Source organism: Thiothrix nivea DSM 5205, from assembly GCF_000260135.1.
GTDB classification, from domain to species: Bacteria; Pseudomonadota; Gammaproteobacteria; order Thiotrichales; family Thiotrichaceae; genus Thiothrix; species Thiothrix nivea.
In genome coordinates, this window is record NZ_JH651384.1 from 4,356,975 (window position 1) to 4,377,528 (window position 20,554).

The 20,554-nt window shown below is 54.3% G+C and carries 21 protein-coding genes; 14 read left to right on the forward strand and 7 right to left on the reverse strand.

Annotation, left to right across the window (positions count from 1 at the left end):
• Positions 1 to 332: 332 nt before the first annotated feature.
• The gene (locus THINI_RS21670) at positions 333 to 743 is read right to left on the reverse strand and encodes a hypothetical protein (RefSeq protein ID WP_002710634.1); all 411 of its coding nucleotides are present in this window, start codon (positions 741 to 743) and stop codon (positions 333 to 335) included.
• A 4-nt stretch (positions 744 to 747) separates the two neighbouring features.
• A complete protein-coding gene (locus THINI_RS21675; RefSeq protein ID WP_002710635.1) occupies positions 748 to 1,191 on the reverse strand; it encodes a tetratricopeptide repeat protein in 444 nt (147 codons plus the stop codon).
• Between the two features lie 152 nt (positions 1,192 to 1,343).
• Between THINI_RS21675 and THINI_RS21680 the strand changes: the two genes are divergently transcribed.
• From THINI_RS21680 to THINI_RS21695, 4 genes are all read left to right on the forward strand, one after another.
• Positions 1,344 to 2,465, forward strand: coding sequence for an anthranilate phosphoribosyltransferase (locus THINI_RS21680; RefSeq protein WP_002710636.1), 1,122 nt, complete (start codon positions 1,344 to 1,346; stop codon positions 2,463 to 2,465).
• A 45-nt stretch (positions 2,466 to 2,510) separates the two neighbouring features.
• The gene (locus THINI_RS21685) at positions 2,511 to 2,708 is read left to right on the forward strand and encodes an Alvin_2107 family globule sulfur oxidation protein (protein ID WP_002710637.1); all 198 of its coding nucleotides are present in this window, start codon (positions 2,511 to 2,513) and stop codon (positions 2,706 to 2,708) included.
• A gap of 165 nt (positions 2,709 to 2,873) precedes the next feature.
• Positions 2,874 to 3,998, forward strand: coding sequence for a GNAT family N-acetyltransferase (locus THINI_RS21690; protein ID WP_002710638.1), 1,125 nt, complete (start codon positions 2,874 to 2,876; stop codon positions 3,996 to 3,998).
• Positions 3,995 to 4,855, forward strand: a complete 861-nt coding sequence (locus tag THINI_RS21695) for a JmjC domain-containing protein (RefSeq protein ID WP_002710639.1) — start codon at positions 3,995 to 3,997, stop codon at positions 4,853 to 4,855. Before THINI_RS21690 ends, THINI_RS21695 begins: the two co-directional genes overlap by 4 nt.
• On the opposite strand, the gene hflC is transcribed toward THINI_RS21695, so the two are convergent.
• From hflC to glgC, 3 genes are all read right to left on the reverse strand, one after another.
• The gene (gene hflC / locus THINI_RS21700; RefSeq protein WP_002710640.1) at positions 4,809 to 5,798 is read right to left on the reverse strand and encodes a protease modulator HflC; all 990 of its coding nucleotides are present in this window, start codon (positions 5,796 to 5,798) and stop codon (positions 4,809 to 4,811) included. The two genes, THINI_RS21695 and hflC, sit on opposite strands and share 47 nt — an antisense overlap.
• Positions 5,795 to 6,793 carry an FtsH protease activity modulator HflK gene (gene hflK, locus THINI_RS21705; RefSeq protein WP_002710641.1) on the reverse strand — a complete coding sequence of 333 codons (999 nt, stop codon included), beginning with the start codon at positions 6,791 to 6,793 and terminating at the stop codon, positions 5,795 to 5,797. The genes hflC and hflK overlap by 4 nt, the downstream gene beginning before the upstream one ends.
• Before the next feature lie 102 nt (positions 6,794 to 6,895).
• Positions 6,896 to 8,164, reverse strand: coding sequence for a glucose-1-phosphate adenylyltransferase (glgC, locus tag THINI_RS21710; RefSeq protein WP_002710642.1), 1,269 nt, complete (start codon positions 8,162 to 8,164; stop codon positions 6,896 to 6,898).
• 202 nt (positions 8,165 to 8,366) lie between these two features.
• Between glgC and gnd the strand changes: the two genes are divergently transcribed.
• The 6 genes from gnd to THINI_RS21740 all read left to right on the forward strand — a co-directional run bounded on the left by gnd (position 8,367) and on the right by THINI_RS21740 (position 15,079).
• Positions 8,367 to 9,806 carry a decarboxylating NADP(+)-dependent phosphogluconate dehydrogenase gene (gene gnd, locus THINI_RS21715; protein ID WP_002710643.1) on the forward strand — a complete coding sequence of 480 codons (1,440 nt, stop codon included), beginning with the start codon at positions 8,367 to 8,369 and terminating at the stop codon, positions 9,804 to 9,806.
• Positions 9,803 to 11,296 (forward strand): glucose-6-phosphate dehydrogenase, encoded by a 1,494-nt coding sequence (gene zwf, locus THINI_RS21720; RefSeq protein ID WP_002710644.1) that lies wholly within the window; start codon positions 9,803 to 9,805, stop codon positions 11,294 to 11,296. Before gnd ends, zwf begins: the two co-directional genes overlap by 4 nt.
• Positions 11,296 to 12,009 (forward strand): 6-phosphogluconolactonase, encoded by a 714-nt coding sequence (gene pgl, locus THINI_RS21725; RefSeq protein WP_002710645.1) that lies wholly within the window; start codon positions 11,296 to 11,298, stop codon positions 12,007 to 12,009. The genes zwf and pgl overlap by 1 nt, the downstream gene beginning before the upstream one ends.
• A 12-nt stretch (positions 12,010 to 12,021) precedes the next feature.
• The gene (gene hemB, locus THINI_RS21730) at positions 12,022 to 13,029 is read left to right on the forward strand and encodes a porphobilinogen synthase (RefSeq protein ID WP_002710646.1); all 1,008 of its coding nucleotides are present in this window, start codon (positions 12,022 to 12,024) and stop codon (positions 13,027 to 13,029) included.
• A gap of 329 nt (positions 13,030 to 13,358) precedes the next feature.
• Positions 13,359 to 14,207, forward strand: coding sequence for a YcjF family protein (locus THINI_RS23865; RefSeq protein WP_002710647.1), 849 nt, complete (start codon positions 13,359 to 13,361; stop codon positions 14,205 to 14,207).
• Between the two features lie 68 nt (positions 14,208 to 14,275).
• Entirely contained in the window at positions 14,276 to 15,079 is an 804-nt protein-coding gene (locus tag THINI_RS21740) for an alpha/beta hydrolase family protein (RefSeq protein ID WP_002710648.1), read from the forward strand.
• On the opposite strand, the gene THINI_RS21745 is transcribed toward THINI_RS21740, so the two are convergent.
• Both THINI_RS21745 and THINI_RS21750 read right to left on the reverse strand, forming a co-directional pair.
• Positions 15,012 to 15,647 carry an SRPBCC family protein gene (locus THINI_RS21745; RefSeq protein ID WP_002710649.1) on the reverse strand — a complete coding sequence of 212 codons (636 nt, stop codon included), beginning with the start codon at positions 15,645 to 15,647 and terminating at the stop codon, positions 15,012 to 15,014. The genes THINI_RS21740 and THINI_RS21745 overlap by 68 nt on opposite strands.
• A gap of 9 nt (positions 15,648 to 15,656) precedes the next feature.
• Positions 15,657 to 16,418 carry a hypothetical protein gene (locus THINI_RS21750; RefSeq protein WP_002710650.1) on the reverse strand — a complete coding sequence of 254 codons (762 nt, stop codon included), beginning with the start codon at positions 16,416 to 16,418 and terminating at the stop codon, positions 15,657 to 15,659.
• A 154-nt stretch (positions 16,419 to 16,572) separates the two neighbouring features.
• Between THINI_RS21750 and THINI_RS23870 the strand changes: the two genes are divergently transcribed.
• The 4 genes from THINI_RS23870 (at position 16,573) to THINI_RS21775 (ending at position 20,519) form a co-directional block, all read left to right on the forward strand.
• Complete coding sequence (locus THINI_RS23870) at positions 16,573 to 18,924, forward strand: hybrid sensor histidine kinase/response regulator (RefSeq protein WP_002710651.1); 2,352 nt, start codon at positions 16,573 to 16,575, stop codon at positions 18,922 to 18,924.
• 206 nt (positions 18,925 to 19,130) lie between these two features.
• Complete coding sequence (locus THINI_RS21765; protein ID WP_002710652.1) at positions 19,131 to 19,838, forward strand: response regulator transcription factor; 708 nt, start codon at positions 19,131 to 19,133, stop codon at positions 19,836 to 19,838.
• Positions 19,839 to 19,860: 22 nt separating this feature from the next.
• Positions 19,861 to 20,196: a hypothetical protein gene (locus tag THINI_RS21770; protein ID WP_002710653.1), complete on the forward strand. Its 336-nt coding sequence runs from the start codon at positions 19,861 to 19,863 to the stop codon at positions 20,194 to 20,196.
• A gap of 68 nt (positions 20,197 to 20,264) precedes the next feature.
• Positions 20,265 to 20,519: a YtxH domain-containing protein gene (locus tag THINI_RS21775; protein ID WP_002710654.1), complete on the forward strand. Its 255-nt coding sequence runs from the start codon at positions 20,265 to 20,267 to the stop codon at positions 20,517 to 20,519.
• Positions 20,520 to 20,554: the final 35 nt, after the last annotated feature.

Sequence of the window (20,554 nt, forward strand, 5' to 3'; positions counted from 1 at the left end):
GCTTGCTTTATTATTGTAATTAGTAGATATTATGAAAAAGAGGGAAGCCGGGCTTTCTTGTTATTATTGTCGCCCGGCAAAAGTTTATTGTTATGATTCTCATCTGTTTAGGGTCTGCTCACCCTGAGAGCCTCAACCCCTTGAAAACTCTCGCAGATGGTTAACTTCATTGAGTCAGCCAGCCGTTTGGACGGTTAGGCTGACGGCTTCTCATAACAGTTCCTTCTCTTAACAGGCTTGTTGTTATTGGTGGTAAGTGCCTTCATCCTTGGCGTGTATCTTACAGGTTTGCCCTGAATCAATACTTAACTAATAAATTTTATTAATAGATATTATTTTGTTGATTTTTCGGGCTTATGGAATTTAATCCCCTGTTCAGTTTTGGCTCGCTCATAGTCGCGGTCAAAAATTAATTCAATGCCTGTTTCACCGTTGGCATCATTGATCGCCTTGACCATTTTCAATTCCGGAATCCGGTCAGCCAACCAGGTGCAAAGCGCCATCGACAGGGAATAGTTTTCAGCAAACAATGCATTGATGAGGGAGTTGGCAACGAACCGGCAGCGGGCTATTGGGTCGGGATGCGGAAAAAATTCCTCATCAACCTGAATGCCCTGATCCATGCGGGCATCCATGTCTTCCAGATAACGGCGCTGATGACCGGGAATAGGCTTGGCCCGGTCAAACTCCAGAATGGGCGCATCATTGACGACAATGTGCAGCTTGTTTCCACCTTGACGCATAGCCTTATCCCAACTCGTCAAAGCCAGCCAGTTTGTACAGGCGTTTGGCTTCTGCCTCGTCTTGCGGAACCCCGTTACCTTGCTGGTACATCATCGCCAGCGTGGTCAGGGAACCTTGCAGGCCCTGCTCACCAGCAGCACGGAACCATTTGGCGGCTTCCTCACCATTTTTTTCCACGCATTCGCCTTCCAGATACATAAAGCCGAGGCCGTGTTGCGCAAGACCGTAACCTTGTTCAGCAGATGCCTGCATCAGGCTGAAAGCTTTGGTGTCGTTGCGGACAACACCGAGGCCGTTTTGGCACATGATGGCGCACAGGTGTTGCGCAACCTTGTCGCCTTGCTCGGCAAACGGGGAAAGCAGCTGCATGGCGCGGGAAAAATGCTTGGCTTCAAACGCGGCCATGCCGCTGGCGAAATCCATAGACTCAACATCGGATTGTGACACGGGAATCTCCTTGTACGTAAAATCGGCCTCAATCTTAGCGCATTCTGGCTCGGCTGCCGAAATAGCCCGCCCGGATGTCAGTGTTACCCCTATAGGGATATTCAGTATCAGGGGTGCCCTTTTTAAACTTCCGCGACATGGAAAATGCCACGATGACCGATATTAATACCGACCTCAATTTGAAACTGCACATGCGCCAATGCATCCAGAAAGTGGCGACGGGTCCTGAATACAGCAAGGATCTGAGTTACGAGGATGCCTATCACGCCATGCGCCACATTTTAAGTGGCGAGGCTGACCCAGTGCAGGTAGCGGTTTACTTCATTGCCCTGCGCATGAAACGCGAGACGGATGAGGAAAACCGTGGCACGCTGCAAGCCCTGATTGATGCTTCCGTCATCAATACAGCGAATGTTGACGAAGTGTTGGACGTTTCCGACCCGTATGATGGTTATGCACGCGGCGTACCGGCATCAACGTTCGTACCGGCAGTGCTGGCGAGTATGGGCGTGCATGCGGTATTGCACGGTCTGGAACAGGTGGGGCCAAAATACGGTGCTACCCACCACAAGGTTTTGAAGGCGGCAGGGCTGAATGTCAACCTCACCCCTACTGAAGCAGTTGCGCAACTGGAGCGCATTGGCTGGACATATCTGGATCAAAGCCAGTTTGCGCCGCGTCTGCATGACCTGATCCCCATCCGCCAGCGGATGATCAAGCGGCAGGTGCTGACCACGGTGGAAACCCTGTTGGGGCCGATCCGTGGCAAGCGCAAAACCCATTGCATGGGTGGCTATGTACACAAGGCATACCCGGCGATTTATGCATCGCTGGCACGCCAGTCCGGTTTTGACAGCGCCATGTTCGTGCGCGGCGTGGAAGGTGGTATCATCCCTTCCCTGCAACAGGCGGGCAAGTTGTTCTACTACTATGAACAAGGTGAAGAACAGCAACGCGACCTGACACCTGCGGACTTGGGCATCCAGGCAGAAGTACGCGCAGTGCCATTGCCGGAAGGCTTGCCTGCCGCGCCCGTGATTGGCGATGAAATCGCCACGACGGTAGACAGCGGTGCACTGGCCACCAAAGCAGCTGAGTTGGGCATGGCGGCGCTGGATGGCGAAAAAGGTTTGATGTACGACAGTTTGGTATACTCTGCCTCGATTTGTTTGGCGCATCTGGGGCGCTTCGGTTCCATTAGGGAAGCCGCCGATGCGGTTCGCGCTACGCTGGATAGCGGCAAGGCGCTGGAAACACTACGTGCTGCGGCGTAAGAGCACCACGTTTATTTTTATTCTTTGATAGAGAGGACATGGCAAATGAATATGGAATACTACAACGCAGTAGTCGCAATGGAAAAAGCGGGCGTTGACCCTGAGTTTTTGCAAGGTTGGCAAGGTGGTTACCTGCTGAACCCAATGCGCGAAGAACAGCGTCTGACCGAAGCCTATGAAGCAGGTTATGCTGCTGGCCAGGAAAAAGACATGGACGCTTACAAAGAGTGGGTGAAAGGTTAATTCCTCTCCACTTGTAATAAGTTGATAAAAAGCGGGCTGCGGCCCGCTTTTTTGTTGTCGCCGATTTAGGTACGTTTGTCGGGCGGCTACTTATCGCTAGCGGCATGTTACAGGGACAATACCCACATATGTTTATCTAATCAGAACTATAAACGGGTATGTACCTTGATTACGCAACTTGTAACCCCTATACGTGAATTGCGTGATATTGTCCCAGCCTGGGATGCACTCGCGCGGCAGACGCTTGAACCCAATGTTTTCTACGAAAGCTGGGCGCTGATGCCAGCACTGGAGGAACTGGTTCCGCAAGACGGGCAGGTGGCAGTACTGCTGGTGTGGGCGGATGCTTCCCACTCGCTGCTGACTGGCCTGTTCCCGCTGGCGCAAGAACGCAGCTATCACAAATTTCCCGCCTGCCACTGGATGAACTGGCTGCATTTGCACTGCCCACTGGGGACGCCGCTGCTACATCGGGATTATGCCAGCGAAACCTTGGCGGCTCTGTTTGGCTGGTTGCGCGGGTATTCCGGTGCCATGGCGTTTTCGTTCAACAAGATTCCAGCGGATGGGGTGTTTGCCAAACATTTGCGCGGTTTCACCCGTAGCCAAGGCGGTTTGCTGAATGAACACGATACCTGGGAACGTGCCTTGCTGAGCGGGGGCAGTTCCGGGGAGGAGTATTTGGCAAACCACCAGCGCAAAAAGAAGCTGAAAGAGTACAGTCGTCTGCGGCGACGGCTGGAGGATTTAGGTGATCTTGAGCTTGAAGCACTGCTGCCGGGGCAGGGCAGTAACCTGACCCAATGGATGGCGGATTTCCTGCACATGGAGCAGGCTGGGTGGAAGGGGCGTTCACAGACCGCGATGGCCTGTAGCCACGGCGAACGGACATTTGCTGAAAACCTGATCCGCAACGCTGCTGAGCGTGGCCAGTTGATGATGCTGAAATTGCTGCTGGATGGTGAACCCATTGCCATCAAACTCAACCTGGCGAGTGCCACCGAGGGCAGTTATGCCCTGAAAATCGCCTACGACGAACGCTTTGCCGCCTATTCCCCCGGCGTGTTACTGGAATTGGAAAACATCTACAGCACGCTGGATGATGCCCACCTCGGGTGGATGGATTCCTGCGCTATCCCCAACCACCCGATGATCAACCATTTGTGGGTTGGGCGGCGCAGGATGACGAACTTTCATGTCAGCACCCACCGCATACTAAGCAAACCACTACTTCACACCATGCATCTGGTGAAGACCGCCTATCACTACTATAAAGGAACACAGGCATGAACTATCTGGATATTCGGGAGGATCAGTTTGACGAAAACTTCCCTGATTATGGTTTCACCCTCCGCCATAATCTGGCCAGGCTGCCCGCCTTTGAGTTACCGCATCTGCTGGAGTTGAGCCGCCAGTTGCCGGCTGATTGCGTCGAATACAATACGGGAACCCTGGAGCCGGGTCAGGATCCGACCCGCACGCCGCGCAATGGACTGAGTGTGGATGAAACCATCCAGCAAATTGAACATTGCCGCTCATGGCTGGTGCTGAAACATGTTGAGCGCGACCCAGTTTACAAGGCGCTGTTGGATGCTTGTCTGGATGAGGTTTACCCGTATGCGTCGCGGAAACTGGGCGGGTTCCACCACCGGTCGGCGTTTATTTTTGTGACATCCCCTGGCATGGTGACACCTTTCCACTTCGATCCGGAACATAACTTCCTGCTGCAAATCCGGGGGGAAAAGACTATGCACCAGTTTGACCGGAATAATCGCATTATCCTGCCCGAGCCAGCGATTGAGGACAAATACGTTGACACCAACAGCCACCGTAACCAGCTATTCCGCGACGAATTCCAGCCATGGGCCGATACCTTCGTGCTGAAGGTGGGGGATGGCCTGTTTGTGCCGGTCAATTCGCCTCACTGGGTACAGAACGGCAAGGAGGTCTCGGTTTCTTTCAGTATTACCTTCCATTCCGAAGAATCAGACCGGATTGCCCGCCTCTACAAGCTGAACGGCATGTTGCGCCGCCGGTTTGGGTTTGATCCCGCCCCGGTTGGCAGCAAGCCGCACCTCGATGCCCTCAAGACTGGCGGGATCAAGGCTGCGCGGCAGGTGAAACGTCTGCTTGTTTCAGGAACCTAAACAGATCGCTGTCGGTTGATAGCACCAGGGTTGAGTCATCCGTAACGATGGATTGGTAAGCATCCATCGTGCGGGTGAATTCGTAAAACTTCGCGGATGCCGGGCTTTGGTTATAGGCACTGGCGTAAATTTCTGCTGCCTTGGCATCGCCTTCACCACGGATTTCTTCCACTTTGCGGTAGGCTTCGGACTGAATTTTGTTCAGGTCGCGGGTCATGTTGCCACGGATGCGGGCAGCTTCACCATTGCCTTCGGAACGGAAACGCTCGGCGATCTGGCGGCGCTCACTGATCATGCGTTCAAAGATTTTCGGTTGTACGCTGGCGTTGTAGTTGATGCGCTTGAAGCGGATGTCGAGCAGCTCGATACCGAACACCTGCACTTTGTCGGCGGCGGCCTTGAAGATTTCCTGCTCGACCTGTTCACGCCCTTTACGGATCGGGACGAGGACGCCGACCGCATTGCCGCCGGGTTGGTTGCCGGTAGCATCCGCGCCTTCGCCCAGGGTCGGGTCTTGCAGCGGAATGCGGTCTTTGGTGGTGCGGATGATTTCGATCAGCTCGTGCTTGGCGACGGCGTTGCGGGTTTCGCTGCCGAGGATGTCATCCAGCCGAGACAGGGCACTGCGCTCATCACGCAGGCGCAGGAAGTATTGTAGCGGTTCGGTGATGCGCCAGCGGGCGAACAGGTCGACCGAGATGTAGAGTTTGTCCTTGGTCGGCATGTCGGAGGGGTTGCCATCCCACTCCAGGATGCGTTTATCGATGCGGTTCACCTCCTGGATGAAGGGCAGTTTCATTTTCAGCCCGGCTTCGGTGACAGGCTCACCCACCGGTTTGCCGAACTGGGTAATGATGACCTGCTGGGCTTCGCCCACGGTATAGAAGGCATTGAACAGCAGGAAAGCCAGCAGCGCGGCCGGGATTAACAGTAAACGGTTCATGGTTGCGCCTCCTGTTGGTTTTTCTGTTTGTTGGCGGCTTTTTTCGGGTCAAGGTTCAGCAGTGGCAAAATGCCTTGCATGTTTTCGTCCACCACCACCTTGTTTTTGACGGCGGGCATGACCTGTTGCAGGGTTTCCAGATACAAACGGCGTTGGGTGACTTGCGGGGCTTTCTGGTACTGGGCGAATACGGCGTTGAAGCGCGCCACGTCACCCTCGGCTTCGTTGATGCGCTTGAGGCGGTAGCCCTCAGCTTCACGGATGCGCTGGTCTTTTTCACCTTCTGCCAGCGGGATGACGCGGTTGTAGTCGCGGCGGGCTTCGTTGATCAGACGTTCCTTTTCCTGTTGCGCCTGATTGACTTCGTTGAACGAGTCCTGCACCGGGGCGGGGGGGTTAATATTTTTCAGCTGCACCTGGTCGATGCTGACGCCCATGGTGTAGCGGGTGGCGAGTTGCTGCATCCTCGCCAGCGCTTCAGCTTCGATTTCCTGCCGCCCGATGGTGATGACTTCATCCACGGTGCGGTCACCGACCACTTCACGCATGACAGATTCGGATACATCGCGCAAGGTTGCGCCTGGTTCCCGCACGGCAAACAGGTATTTGACCGGTTCGGCGATGCGGTATTGCACGACCCATTCCACCAGCGCGGCATTCAGGTCACCCGTGACCATGGGGGATTCTTCTGCTGGTGTGTTGGAATACTGGTCAGGATTGGTCGCGCCTTCAGTGTAAAAGCCGAATTCCTGCTTGAGCTGGCGCTTGACGGGCAGGATGGTGGCGACATCCACGCCGAACGGAATCTTGAAATGCAGCCCCGGCTGTACTTCCGATTGGTATTTGCCGAAGCGTTGCAGCACTGCGACGGAATCGCTGGGCACGGTATACCAGGATGACCATGCCGTCATACCCAGCAATAGCAGGATGACAGGGGTTGCGCTGAAAGCGCGGGCGCGTGGAACCCTCAGTGACGGCAGCGACGGTGGTTTCATGGGCTTTCCTCCGGTAGGCGTCATTATTATTGGAACCACTCTACGCGGGATTGCCCCCTATTGCCATTTTTCCCCGACCGCCAGTCTACTGGAATGCCCCGTTTATCCTACGCTGGCGGAGCCTTTCTGGCCGAGCATCTCTGGTGTCACCAAGGTGATGCCTTTAGAGGTAACGCGGAAACGTTGCGCATCCGCTTCCCGGTCTTCACCGATCACCGTGCCTTCCGGCAACTGGCAGCCCCGGTCGATCACGGCGCGGGTAATGCGGCAATGCCGCCCGACTTGCACCTCCGGCAACAATACCGACTCCCTGACTTCGCTGTAGGAATGCACCTTGACGTTGGAAAACAGCAACGAATTGATCACGGCAGCCCCGGAAATCACGCAGCCTGCCGATACCACCGAATCCAGCGCCTTGCCTTCGCGCCCCGGATCCTGGAACACAAATTTGGCTGACGGCAACTGGCGGTGGTAGGTGAGGATCGGCCAGGTTTCATCGTACAGGTTCAGTTCCGGGTCAACGGATACCAGTTCCATATTGGCTTCCCAGAAGGCGTCGATGGTGCCGACATCGCGCCAGTAGGGTTGTTTGCCGGTTGTTGGGTCACGAAACGGGTAGGCATACACTTTGTGGTTGGCAATGATGGAGGGGATGATGTCTTTGCCAAAGTCACGGCTGGATTCGGGGTTGGCGGCATCCTTGTGCAATTGATCGAACAGGAAATCGGTATTGAAAATGTAGTTGCCCATTGATGCCAGCGCAGTGTCGCTTGACCCTGGCATCGGTTGCGGGTTGGCGGGTTTCTCATCAAAAGCGGTTACCCGGTGGCTATCATTGACGGTCATGACGCCGAAACCCTTGGCGTCTTCTAGTGGTACGCCGACGCAGGCTACGGTCATATCTGCGCCTTTTTCGGCATGGTAGGCGAGCATTTCGCCATAATCCATTTTGTAAATGTGGTCGCCTGCCAACACCATGACGTACTTGGGGCGCAAGGTTTCCACAATGTCGAGGTTCTGGTAGATGGCGTCGGCGGTGCCTGCGTACCAGTTGCCGGTGGTACGTTGCGAGGCGGGCAGCACTTCCACGAATTCGCCGAGTTCGGAACGGAAATTCGACCAGCCATGCACCAGATGGCGGATCAGGGAATGCGCCTTGTACTGGGTCAGCACGCCAATGCGGCGGATGCCGGAATTAACGCAATTGGAGAGCGGAAAGTCGATGATGCGGAATTTGCCGCCAAAGTAGACAGCCGGTTTGGCGCGGCGGTCAGTCAGTTCGTACAGGCGTGAGCCACGCCCACCGGCCAGTACCAGCGCTAGCGTATCGCGGGTCAGCAGGCTGACAAAACGGGGGTTGTTGGTCGTCATGATGTTATCCCTCTTTTTTATAGGGCTTACTGTACGCCGGTTTACTGGCTAATGCGAGTCAGCAAGTCAATGAAAGCGTGAATATTCATTGACAGGATGGGGATGTTGTAACCTGGTTACACGGTAAACTGCCTGCGTTCCACAACATCTGCTATCCTTGGCTGTACCAAACGCCCCAAACCAACATCAAAACGAGGTAGGCATGGACACCACACAAATCGGCGTAATCGGCCTTGGCGTCATGGGTTCCAATCTGGCGCTGAACCTGAGCGACAAAGGCTTCTCACTGAGCGTTTATAACCGCACGTATTCCCTTACCGACCAATTCATGCGTGAACACGCGCAAGGCCGCGAAATCCGTTCCGCAGAAACGCTGGAGGAATTCGTCAACCAGCTGGGCAGCCCGCGCACCGTGCTGCTGATGATCACCGCAGGCCGCGCGGTGGACGCCGTAATCGGCCAGTTGCTGCCGCTGCTCAGCCCCGGCGACATCATCATCGACGGCGGCAATTCCAACTACAAGGATACCAACCGCCGCTGGCAGGAGCTGACCGAAAAGGGCATCCGCTTCGTCGGCATGGGCATTTCCGGCGGGGAAGAGGGCGCGCGCCACGGCCCCTCCATGATGCCCGGCGGCAATGTGGACGCATGGCCTGACATCCGCACCATGTTCCAGAAAGCTGCCGCGCAGGTGGATGGCGAAGCCTGCTGCCAATGGCTGGGCGAAGGCGGTTCCGGCCACTACGTCAAGATGGTGCACAACGGTATCGAATACGGCGACATGCAACTGATCGCGGAAGCCTGCCACCTGATGCAACACGCGCTGGGAATGGATTTCGACGCGATGGCGGATACTTTCGCCGCATGGAACAAGGGCAAGCTGGAATCCTACCTGGTCGAAATCACCAGCGAAATCCTGCGCCACAAGGATGTGGATGGCAGTCCATTGGTGACAAAAATCCTCGACCGTGCCGGGCAGAAAGGCACTGGCCTGTGGACGGCGCAGGATGCGCTGGAACACACAGTCCCCCTTACCCTGATTACTGAAGCCGTTCATGCGCGGATGCTTTCCGCCCGCAAGGATGAGCGTGTGAATGCCGCTAAACTGTTGGGTGGATCGGCTGAACCCGTACCGGCTGAGCAGCATCAGGCATACCTCGACGCTATCCACGACGCACTGTATGCATCCAAACTGGTGTCCTACGCGCAAGGCTTCATGCTGATGCAGACTGCGGCGCAGGAGTACGGCTGGAATCTGGCTTATGGTGATATTGCCCTGCTGTGGCGGGCGGGCTGTATCATCCGCAGCCGTTTCCTCGGTGACATCAAGGCCAGCTTTGAGCGTGAGCCAGTGCCGCAAAACCTGCTGCAAGACCCGTTCTTTGTCGGGGAGATGAAACAGGCCGAAGCAGGTTGGCGCAAGACCGTGGCGCTGGCGGTGATGCAGGGTGTGCCTGCGCCTGCGTTGTTTTCCGCGCTGTCATTCTACGACGGCTACCGGTGCGCGGAGGGTTCCGCCAACATTCTGCAAGCGCAACGCGACTACTTCGGGGCACATACCTACCAGCGTACCGACCGCGACCCGACACTCGCATTCCACACCCACTGGAGCGGTGACGGTTCCGAGGAGCAAACGTCATGAGCTGCGGTGGCATTTCCCACGCCTACGTGATTTTTGGCGCGACCGGTAATCTTGCCGCCACTAAACTGCTGCCAGCGTTGTACCAACTCCATTGCATGGGGCAGATGGCGGAGGATGTGGAAATCCTCGGTTGCGGGCGCACCCCCTACACCCGCGACAGTTGGCAGGAAGAAGTCCGCAAGCAGTTTGTCGAAGCGGGCATGGCCGAAAGCCCCTGTCTGGCGAGCTTCATCCAGCGGCTGGATTACCTCTCCGGTAGCCTCAAGGACGCAGGTTTCTATCAGGCGTTGGGCAAGTGGATCAGCAATGATGGCGAATGCGCCAACAACGTCATTTTCTACCTGTCAGTCAGCCCGGATTTGTATGTGGAAGTCACCGAAGGTCTGGCCGCCGCCAATTTGTTGGATGAAACCCACGGCTGGCGGCGCATGGTAATCGAAAAGCCGTTCGGCCATAACCTCGAATCCGCCCGTGCCTTGCAGCACAGCTTGAGTGACCACCTCAAGGAAGAGCAGATTTACCGCATTGACCACTACGTCGGCAAGGAGGCTGTGCAAAACCTGCTGGTGCTGCGTTTCGCCAACCTGATCCTGGAGCCGTTGTGGAACCGTCACCACATCGACCACATCCAGATTACCCATGCCGAAACCCTCGGCGTGGAAGGGCGCGCCAACTACTACGACAAAAGTGGCGGGGCGGTGCGCGACATGATCCAGAGCCATCTGCTGCAAGTGATGGCGCTGCTGGCGATGGAGCCGCCGGTGTCCCTGCAATCCGAATCGCTGCGTGATGAAAAAGTCAAGGTGCTGCAATCCATCCGCCCGGTTGATCTGGAGCAGCTGGCTACCCACGCTATCCGTGGCCAGTACGCCGCCGGGGAAATCAGCGGGCAGGCCGTTCCCGGCTACTTGCAGGAAGAGGGTGTTGCACCGGGTAGCCATACCGAATCTTACGCCGCCATGAAGCTGTACATCGACAACTGGCGCTGGAAGGGTGTGCCATTTTACCTGCGCACCGGCAAACGCCTGAAGGAACGCCGCTCGATGGTGGCGGTCAGGTTCCGGCGTCCGCCCATGCAATTGTTCCATGGTAGCGGTATTTCCCAGCCGCATCCCAATTGGCTGCTGATCGGTATCCAGCCGGAAGACGCGGTGCGCATGGAAGTTTCCGCCAAAGTGCCGGGGCTGGAAATGCGCACCCGCCAGATTGTGATGGATGCCTCGGTCGGCCACCCCGGCGAACGCAAGGCCGAAGCCTACGAGGAACTGCTGCTGGACGTGATCAAGGGCGACCGCTCACTGTTCCTGCGCTACGACGAGGTGAAGGCCGCGTGGAATGTGGTTGACCCGGTGATGCAGCGCTGGGGGGAAGATGAGCAACTGCCACTGCAATACCCCGCTGGTGGCTGGGGGCCGAAAGCGGCGGAGAAGATTTTCGAGGGTTCTGACCGGGCATGGCGGCATTCGCTGTCCTGTAATGGTGATGAATAATGATGTTACCTGTAGATACTGAGGTGCTGGCATCTCCCGAAGCAGTAGCGCAGCGGGCATGTGATTTGATCATGGCAGCGGCACAGGCGGCCATCCGCGAACGCGGTGTGTTCCGGTTGGTGATGGCAGGTGGCGGCACGCCCAAGCAGGCGTATGCACTGCTGGCACAAACGCCACAGGATTGGGACAAGTGGGAATTATACTGGGGGGATGAGCGCTGCTTGCCGGTCGATGATCCTGAACGCAATTCACAACTTACCTTGCCCACCCCGCACCGTTACCCGATTCCGGCGGAACTGGGAGCGGAAGCGGCGGCGCAGGCGTATGTGCAAACCATTGTCGATAAGTTACCGTTTGATCTGGTGATGTTGGGAATGGGGGAGGATGGGCATACGGCGAGTTTGTTTCCGGGGGATGAGGGTTTAGGGGTGTATGGTATACGTCCATCTTTATCCCCCCTAACCATTGCTGTCCACAATGCCCCCAAACCCCCACCCGATCGCGTCAGCCTGACAGAGATTGCCCTGCAAAATTGCCATCAGCAGTTGGTGCTGGTGACAGGCGCAGGCAAGACGGAGGCCATGTCTGCCTGGCAAGCTGGCGCAGACTTGCCAATTGCCCGCGTGGTACGTGCCGACGCCTGCCTGCTGCTGGACGCAGCGGTTGGCATTCAGGATTTAAACGGGCAAAATACAGCATCTTTTGACCACTGACAGGCTTTTGCGATGTCCCATTTCCCCGGAATGTACCCCTACACCCGTATGCGCCGTATGCGCCGTGATGATTTCTCCCGCCGTTTGATGCGTGAAAATGTGCTGACTGCCAACGATCTGATCTGGCCCGTTTTCGTACTGGAGGGCGCAAATACGCGCGAAGCCATCCCCTCCATGCCGGGTGTGGAGCGCGTCAGCATTGACCTGTTGGTACAAGAGGCGGAAGCAGCGGCAAAACTGGGTATTCCGGCCATGGCACTGTTCCCCGTTACCCCGCAGGAAGCCAAATCCGACAAGGCGGAAGAAGCCTGGAACCCGGATGGTCTTGCCCAGCGTGCGGTGCGGGCGTTGAAGGCTGCTGTGCCGGAAGTGGGCGTGATTACCGATGTGGCGCTCGACCCGTTCACCTCTCACGGGCAGGATGGGCTGATGGATGAAAATGGTTACATCCTCAACGATGAAACTGTTCATGCGCTGGTCAAACAGGCGCTGTCGCACGCCGAAGCGGGCGCTGATGTGGTTGCCCCTTCCGACATGATGGACGGGCGTATCGGCGAAATCCGTGATGTGCTGGAACAACATGGGCATGTGGGCACGCGCATCCTCGCGTATTCTGCCAAATATGCCTCCAGTTTTTATGGCCCGTTCCGCGATGCAGTTGGCTCTGCCGCTAATCTCAAGGGTGGTAACAAATATAGCTACCAGATGGATCCGGCCAATTCCGACGAAGCCTTGAGGGAAGTCGCGCTCGATTTGCAGGAAGGTGCGGATATGGTGATGGTCAAGCCAGGGATGCCCTACCTCGACATCGTGCGCCGCATCAAGGATGAATTCAAGGCTCCGACCTACGTCTACCACGTCAGCGGCGAATACGCGATGTTGAAAGCGGCGGGTATGAATGGCTGGATCAATGAAAAAGCCTGCGTACTGGAAGCCCTGCTGGGCATGAAACGTGCGGGCGCGGATGGCATTTTAACCTATTACGCCAAGCAAGTGGCGGATTGGTTGCGGAACCCTTGATGCCACATATTGTGGATTAAACATGGCATTAGGCAGCAAAGTATTTAGGACTGACGTAAAATATCATTTCTGATACAAATTGGGCTGTTTCGTTGATGCGTAAGTTCTATATTAGACCAGAGTTTGATGATGGGGGCTTGGGTTTCGGCTATCCATATCGGCATCATGCTGGAGAATATTGAATTCAGCAGGAGCTGGGCAAATTTAGGGTTAGCCTGCGTCGTTTGTCCAGCAATAGAAATGTTAAGAAATGTTGCGATTGCTTCCGTAATTTTTTTGTGACGTGCGATAATTGCTCTTGTATTTTAGATTCTGTCAGAGGTTTTTCCATGTCGGATGAAAAAAACAAGTCCCCCACAGTGTCCGCTGAAGACTCCGCTGTACGGCGAAAAAAACCTACGCTTTCACAGCAGGTTAAGGAGCAAGCTGAAAAGATTGAGGCATTGGTGGTCAGGTTGCAGCAGAAAGAGCTGGAGTTGATCAGTTTAAACCAACAGTCGCGCTTGATCGACGAATTGAGCCTGAAGCTGCAGAAAACTGAGCAGGTTATAAAAGCAAAAACTGCACAGACTCAGGCGCAAGACCAAACGATTGAGGCGCTTCGGAGGCAGCTAATGGAAAATGGACAGCAAGTTACCGGTGCGCACGAGCAGGCAGCACTGATTGACGAACTTACCACCCGGTTGCAGGAGGTGGAAATCAAGCTGGCTGCAACTTCGCTGCAAAACAAGCATATGGTTGCCCAAGGCGTGGTGAAAACCCACATTATTGCAGGGATGGCATTGGGTTTGTTACCGGCTCCGTTGTTTGATATCGCGGCCTTGACTGGAACCCAGGTGAATTTGCTGCGTAGTCTTAGTAGACACTACGGTGTGGATTTTGATGAAAAAGTCGGTAAAGCTGTCCTGGCTTCGTTAATCGGCGGCTCTGTACCGGTGGTAACGGTGGTGAGTCTGAGCAGTTTTGCCAAGCTTATCCCCGGAATTGGTACACTCGGCGGCGGGATCAGCATGACGGTATTGTCGGGCGCCATGACTTATGCTACGGGTCAGGTTTTTATCCGGCATTTTGAAGCTGGCGGAACTTTCCGGAATTTTGACGCCAAGCACTGGCGGACGTTTTTCAGGGAACAATTGGAAGAAGGCAAAATCCAAATCAAAAGTAAGCTGGAGAGATAGATCAGGTAGCGATTTGGCATCAGGCTAGCGAAGCGCTGCTTCTGCATAAAGTTTAGGGTATTCATGACATGGCAATGGCTGACAATTTGTTCCAACCGGAACCCTTTTTTATTGAATTTGAGCAGGTCTATCTGCATGGAGACATGTTACGCCCGCCTGACAAGGTTGATTATCCGCCCGCCGTTCTTTTTTTACATGGGGCTGACCGTTCTGAAGACCGTACTGTATTCAATGTGCTGCGCCAGTTATTGTTGAGTCAGTATGGCCTGTCTTCCTGTGCCTTTGATTTCATTGGGCATGGCAGCACCGGAGGTAAATGGGGCTGCTCAACCTTGCAGGAATGCACTGCTCAGGCGCTGGACATGGTGGATGCCTGCTTCGATTGCCAGCCTTTCAGTATCGTGGGTGTGGGTATGGGCGCTTATACGGCGCTCAAGGTGGTTCCGGAAGACTCGGTGTCCAATCTGGTTTTGATCACACCGGCCTTGTATTCTCCCGAGGTTTATGAGACTACATTATGCGAGGTGTTTAACCAGGACGCGCCGGATGCACCCAAACATTGGAAGCAGACGGATGTGTGGGAGGTGATGCAAGGTTTCCAGGGTAAAGTCTCCATTGTGACCGCCAGTCAGGATCAAATGATTCCACCTGAAATAGCGACCCGGCTGTACAGCCAGGCTGGCGTTGCCCGGGAACGCCGCATAGTGGAAGTCCCGGGTAGTTCCCACGCGCTGATAGCGTTTGCCAACCGGCATCCCGCTATCTTGTCCAGCCTTGCCGGTGTCATTGCCGATACCTGTTCCCTCAGTGAAGCTCAGGAACCCAGGCTTTTTGGGGGCGGGTTTCTTGTGCAAGAGGGCCAAGGTTCCTAAGGGTTTGAAAAACCGACTCCACCATGTAGGCATCCAGTAGTGACGAAGCAGGCAATTGCGGATTACCGTGGATCTGGTAACTGAGTGAGGTTTTGTTGGCTTCTGTCTGCTGTAGCTTCCACGACCCATACAGATGGTTAATGCGCACACGTCCGGCTCGGGTTTCTGCGTAATTTTCCTTGCCGGTCAGTTGAACCCTGAAAGTTTTGGACTGGCGGTCGAAACTGGCGCTGGAATGAATATACATATCCCGGTCGGCAAACCAGAGTGGTGAATCAATTACGGTATAGTCCAGCCGTTGCGCCGGGTCATATTGCTGCACCAAAGTGCTTTGCTTGCAGGCGTATACCCACTGTGGGCAGGCAGCTGGGTCGCGCATAACGGCTAGCAATGCATCCAGTGATGCAGGTATTTCCACTTCCCCCCGTGTAAGCGCATAACCGGAATCAGTGGATTGCTGATATATCCGGATTCCACTTTCTTCCCGCTTCAACAGCCAGGCTGTTTCATTGGTGTGGCCAAATAGCGGCAGGAATAGCAGCAAGATAATGAACAGGTTGCGTAGCATGACGAGCGCCTAAAATCGTTTGTTGACCTGAAGCTGGAATTGCTTTTGCCCGTTCAGGCCGACATTGGCGTTCAGGTACAGGTCTTCCGCCAGTCGGGTAGCCCAGCCCGCCATAATTTGTACATCGTCGTTATTTTCCGTTTTGACCGTAACAGGCACCTCACCCACGATAGGGGCGGCGACGTTACCCGAGTAAGCAGCATCAATTGCCTGATAGACGAGGCTGGTGCTCAAGATACCGTAATCTGTCTGCCAACCCACTGCGGGTATCAAAGCATTGATGGTGATGTCTTCACTATTGCCGTCCAGATTAATTTGGCTGTGGGTGAAGTGTAGTGATGGCAGCAAGCGGCCGTATTGCCCGGCCAGAATGGCTCCTGCGGTATAAGCGGTGCCCTTATTATCAACCACCAGATCGGAAATGCCGACGCCCAGCCCGGAAAAATCCACCCGGCTGGAACCTGTGATCTTGCCGACCGCGCCATACACATTCAGGTAGGGGCGCAACTGATAATCCAGCTTCAGGTTAATCAGTTCGGCATCGTCAGTGCTTTTGAGTTGCCCCTTGACGGAACTCACCAGTTCATCCGTAATGCCGGGTACATTGGTTTCTATGCCGGTCACTTTCATATCCAGCTCATGCTGGTACCATTCCACGCTGACGCCGCCAGGCTTTAGGTCTGAAAAGGTTTCAGTTTCGGCTGAAACGGTTGAAATAAACGGCAATAAAGGCAGGATGGTTAATCCTTGAACCAGAGACGACTCCCTCATGTGTTTTTCCTTCTACACTTGTTTGATATCAATTTTAGCAGGATTTTAGTGGTTTTTATGCAATGGTGGAAACTACCCAAAAGTGACATGAAAAAATAATGTTCAGTCGTTATTTGTCACTTTTTATGCTCATTTTCCGAAGGTGATCAAGCCCATGTCATATATTTCACAGCCCGGAGGTGTGGTTTTTTTGCTGGTTATGCTGTTGTTGCCAATGATCAGTTTCGCCGAATCGCCAGGCAACGCCCTGATTCTGACTGATGAAACGGCAAGTGCCCAGGAGCCGCTGCATTTGCTGCATCATGCCGAAGTCATGCAAGACCCCGGCAGGCAATTAACGCTTGGCGATGTGCTTGAGGCGGGAGACGCCTTCCAGCCGGTGAACGCGGTAAACGGTAAACTGGATCTGCGCCTGACGCATTCGGCCTATTGGTTTCGGGTGGATATCGATAACCGCTCCGATCAGAAAGACTGGTATTTTACGATGTCGGGTTCTTTATCCCGCAAAGTGGACGTTTATGTGGGAACCGGGCGCGCCGGGTCGTTCGTGTTACAGCATTTATTACCCCATTCACGCACGATCCAGTATGGCTTATCGCTACCGGCGGATGGCTCTTACCGGTTGTATTTCCGGGTGGAAGACCGGCATACGCCATTGGTCATTGAGCCGCGTTTGCGTTCGTCCGGGCAAATGTTGCTTGAAGTTATGCTCATGTACCCGCTGTACAGTTTCGTCATTGGCGGGTTGCTGACATTGACGGTTTATAACCTGTTGTATTTCCTGCATTTGCGTGACCGGAGCTTTCTGGCTCTGTCGGTTTTTATTCTGGGGTTTGTGCTGGAAATGGGGAACCATTCCGGCGTCTGGTATTACTTTGGTTTTTTCCGGCAATACCTGGGCGGGGCAGGTTCCGCTTTCGGTCTGATGGCGTTGGCGGCGAGTATCAGCCTGGCCAGCAACTGGCTTGAGTTGAGTGAATACCTGCCGGGTTTTCACCGTTTTTTTCGGGTGGTTTTCCGGGTCAGCCTGTTGTTGATTCCATTGCAATGGCTGGTGGGGTACGGCGCAGTTTTTGCTGGAGGTGTGGCTTTACTGTTGGTGGGGCCGTTTATGGCGGTAGTAGTTATACGTTACCGCCAGGGATTCCGTTTTTCCTTCATGTTGCGGGCCGGGATTTTGCTGGTGTTGTTCGGTTTCATTCCAACCCTGCTGCGTGGCGTCGGGTTGATTGGCGATGTGCCGATGCTGACGGACGGGATGTATTTCATCCTGCTGCTGGCCTTGGTGATGCTGTCGCTCACTCAGGCGGAACAGGTGCGGATGAAAGGCGAACAAGCTGAACGCATTGCCGCGACCAACAAAGCCAAAGATGAATTCCTGACAACCATGAGCCATGAGTTGCGCACGCCCATGACCGCCGTGGTGAATGCCGGGAGCCTGTTGCAACAGACTCCGTTATCTGCATCCCAGAAGGAGTATGTGTCGCGTCTGAATACGTCGTCACGGCATATGTTGTCGCTGATCAACGAGATTCTGGATTTGGCGCGGCTGGATAGCCAGTTGCTGGAAATGGAAGATATTCCTTTCCGGCTGGAAAAAGTTGTGCAGCAGGTGAAGCAGTTGCTGGGGGAACAGGCCAGGGATAAAAAGCTGCTTTTAGTGCTGGATAACCGATTTCATCCGTTGAAAAAACAATTGCAGGGTGACCCGACCCGTTTGCAGCAAGTGCTGCTGAACCTGTTGGGCAACGCCATCAAATTTACTCCGCAGGGCGAGGTTAGCCTGACGGTCACGCCCCAGGAGGTAACGGCGGACAATGCCGGCTTGTTATTCGAAGTACGTGATACCGGCATCGGTATGTCGACGGAGCAACAGCTGAAACTGTTCAAGCCTTTTTCACAACTGGATAGCAGCACAGCGCGCAAGTACGGCGGTTCCGGGCTGGGGCTGGTGATCAGTCAGAAACTGGTGCGGCGAATGGGTGGGGAGCTGGAAGTCAGCAGCCAGGAAGGGCAGGGCAGCCGCTTTTTCTTCAGGCTAACATTCCCGTTGCAGGCGCTTACCCCAGAGTCTGATAAAGAAATGGTATTGCAGGATCACCCGGTTTCACTGGAAGGCTTCCGTGTCTTGCTGGTGGATGACGAGGAAATGAACCGCTTTTTTGGCGGTAAGCTGATTGCTTCTTTGGGTGTGGAGGTCGAGGTGGCTGGCAGTGGTGAGGCCACCTTGCAGTTGCTGGAGCGGCAACCGTTCGATCTGGTGTTCATGGATGTCAGCATGCCAGGCATGGATGGCTACGAAACCACCCGCCGTATTCGCGCCGATCCCCGTTTCGCTGATTTGCTGGTCATTGCGCTGACGGCTCATGCCGTTGTTGGCGAGCGTGAACGTTGTCTGGCGGCGGGGATGGATGATTACCTGACCAAGCCGTTTGAAGTCGAGGCACTGGAACGGGCTATTTACCGGTGGGGCAAGGAGTCGAAAGCAGTCGATAAGTTTGATTAATTAATCAAATCGTTTGAGGTCTGATGCTCGTCAATGGTAACCTTACGGCAAAATGAATGGTCAGGTTTTTCGTAGTCCTTCGTTATCAGAGGGATAAGAATCTTTGTGCTCATGCCTGCTGGTAGTGTGCCTATACTATGAAATACGAAGCGTAAAATGGTTGTAAAATTTTGAACAATATTAATGAAGAAGAGAATGTTCAAGGCATGGATGTGGCAGCAAATGTTTCCAGAAAGCGTCTTTTGATTGTCGAAGACAATGAAGTTTTGTGCAACTTCCTGCAGAAAAGTCTGCAACACGAAGGATATGAGGTTGAGACACTGTTCAGTGGGGAGCGTATTCCCAGACTTATGGAGCGCAACTGCATCCATATGGTGGTGCTGGATATCCTGTTGCCCGGCAAGGATGGCATTTATTGGCTCAAATGGTTGCAACAGTACTACCCGGGCGTTCCGGTGCTTATTATGTCGGTCAAGGATCAGCCTGATGAGCGGGTGCAGGGGTTGGAAGCCGGAGCCAAAGATTATCTGATCAAACCTTTTCATGAACGTGAGTTGCTGTTGCGGGTTGGGCGTTTGCTGAAAACAAAAACTGCGGACGTAAAACAGGTGCTGCAAATCGGTGATACGGTGATTGACACGTCCGAAAGGCATGTGAGCAAGCATGGCCGGAAACAGGCTGTTCTGACAGGGCTGGAATGCAAGCTTCTGCAACTGTTTTACATCAATGCCGGTATTCCGCTTAGCCGTGACGAGCTCATGCGGCAGACGTTGGGTATCAATTATGCGCCGCCCAACCGCACTATCGACACGCATATCAACCGGCTCAGGAAAAAAATCGAGGATATTCCCTCCAGACCCTCTTATATCCGTACCGTGCGTGGTAAAGGCTACTGCCTGTATCTGTCTGACTGAAAACTTTAGACTGGATAAGAAAATGTCTCAGATTACAGCTTCGCTGGACACGCTGGTTGCTCGTTTCGGTGTCGAAGAAACCATCCAGCTACTCGAATATTCGCAGCCTTTTGTGCGTCAGTGGGAACAGCAATTGCGCGATGCCCTGTTATCCGGCGATTGGGAAAGTGCCGCGCATTGTGCCCACAAGGCCATCAGTTCCGTGCGTTTGTATGGTTCCCCCCGGTTGGAAGCCCTGTTATATCAGGTCAGGGATGGCGACAATATCACAGTAATCCAGCATGATCTGTTCGAGGAGTTTACTACCGTAAATAATATGATTGCTGCCTGGGTAGCGGAACATAAGGATGCCGCTTAACAATTCTTAACAATTCATTCTTTTGTTAAGTTGTATGATAATAGTGTTTTTTACAAAGGAGTAACGAGATGTTCCCATTAAATTTTGTTGTAGGCGCTGCGGTTGGCGCAGCCACCACTTATGTTTATAAAGACGAGCCTGCCAAGCAGTGGCTGAGTGAAACCGGCAACAAACTGAAAGAAGGCGCAAACTCTTTCATGGCTTCTTTCAAGAAGAAGTCTGAGGATACAACTGAGGTAGCCGGTAAGGTTGTCGAGTCCACTGCTGAAGAAGTTATCGAAAAGGCTGAAGACGTTAAAGAAGCAGTTGCCGCCAAGGCATAACGGCCTCATTGCTGCCGGGGCAGTCAGGTTGGCTG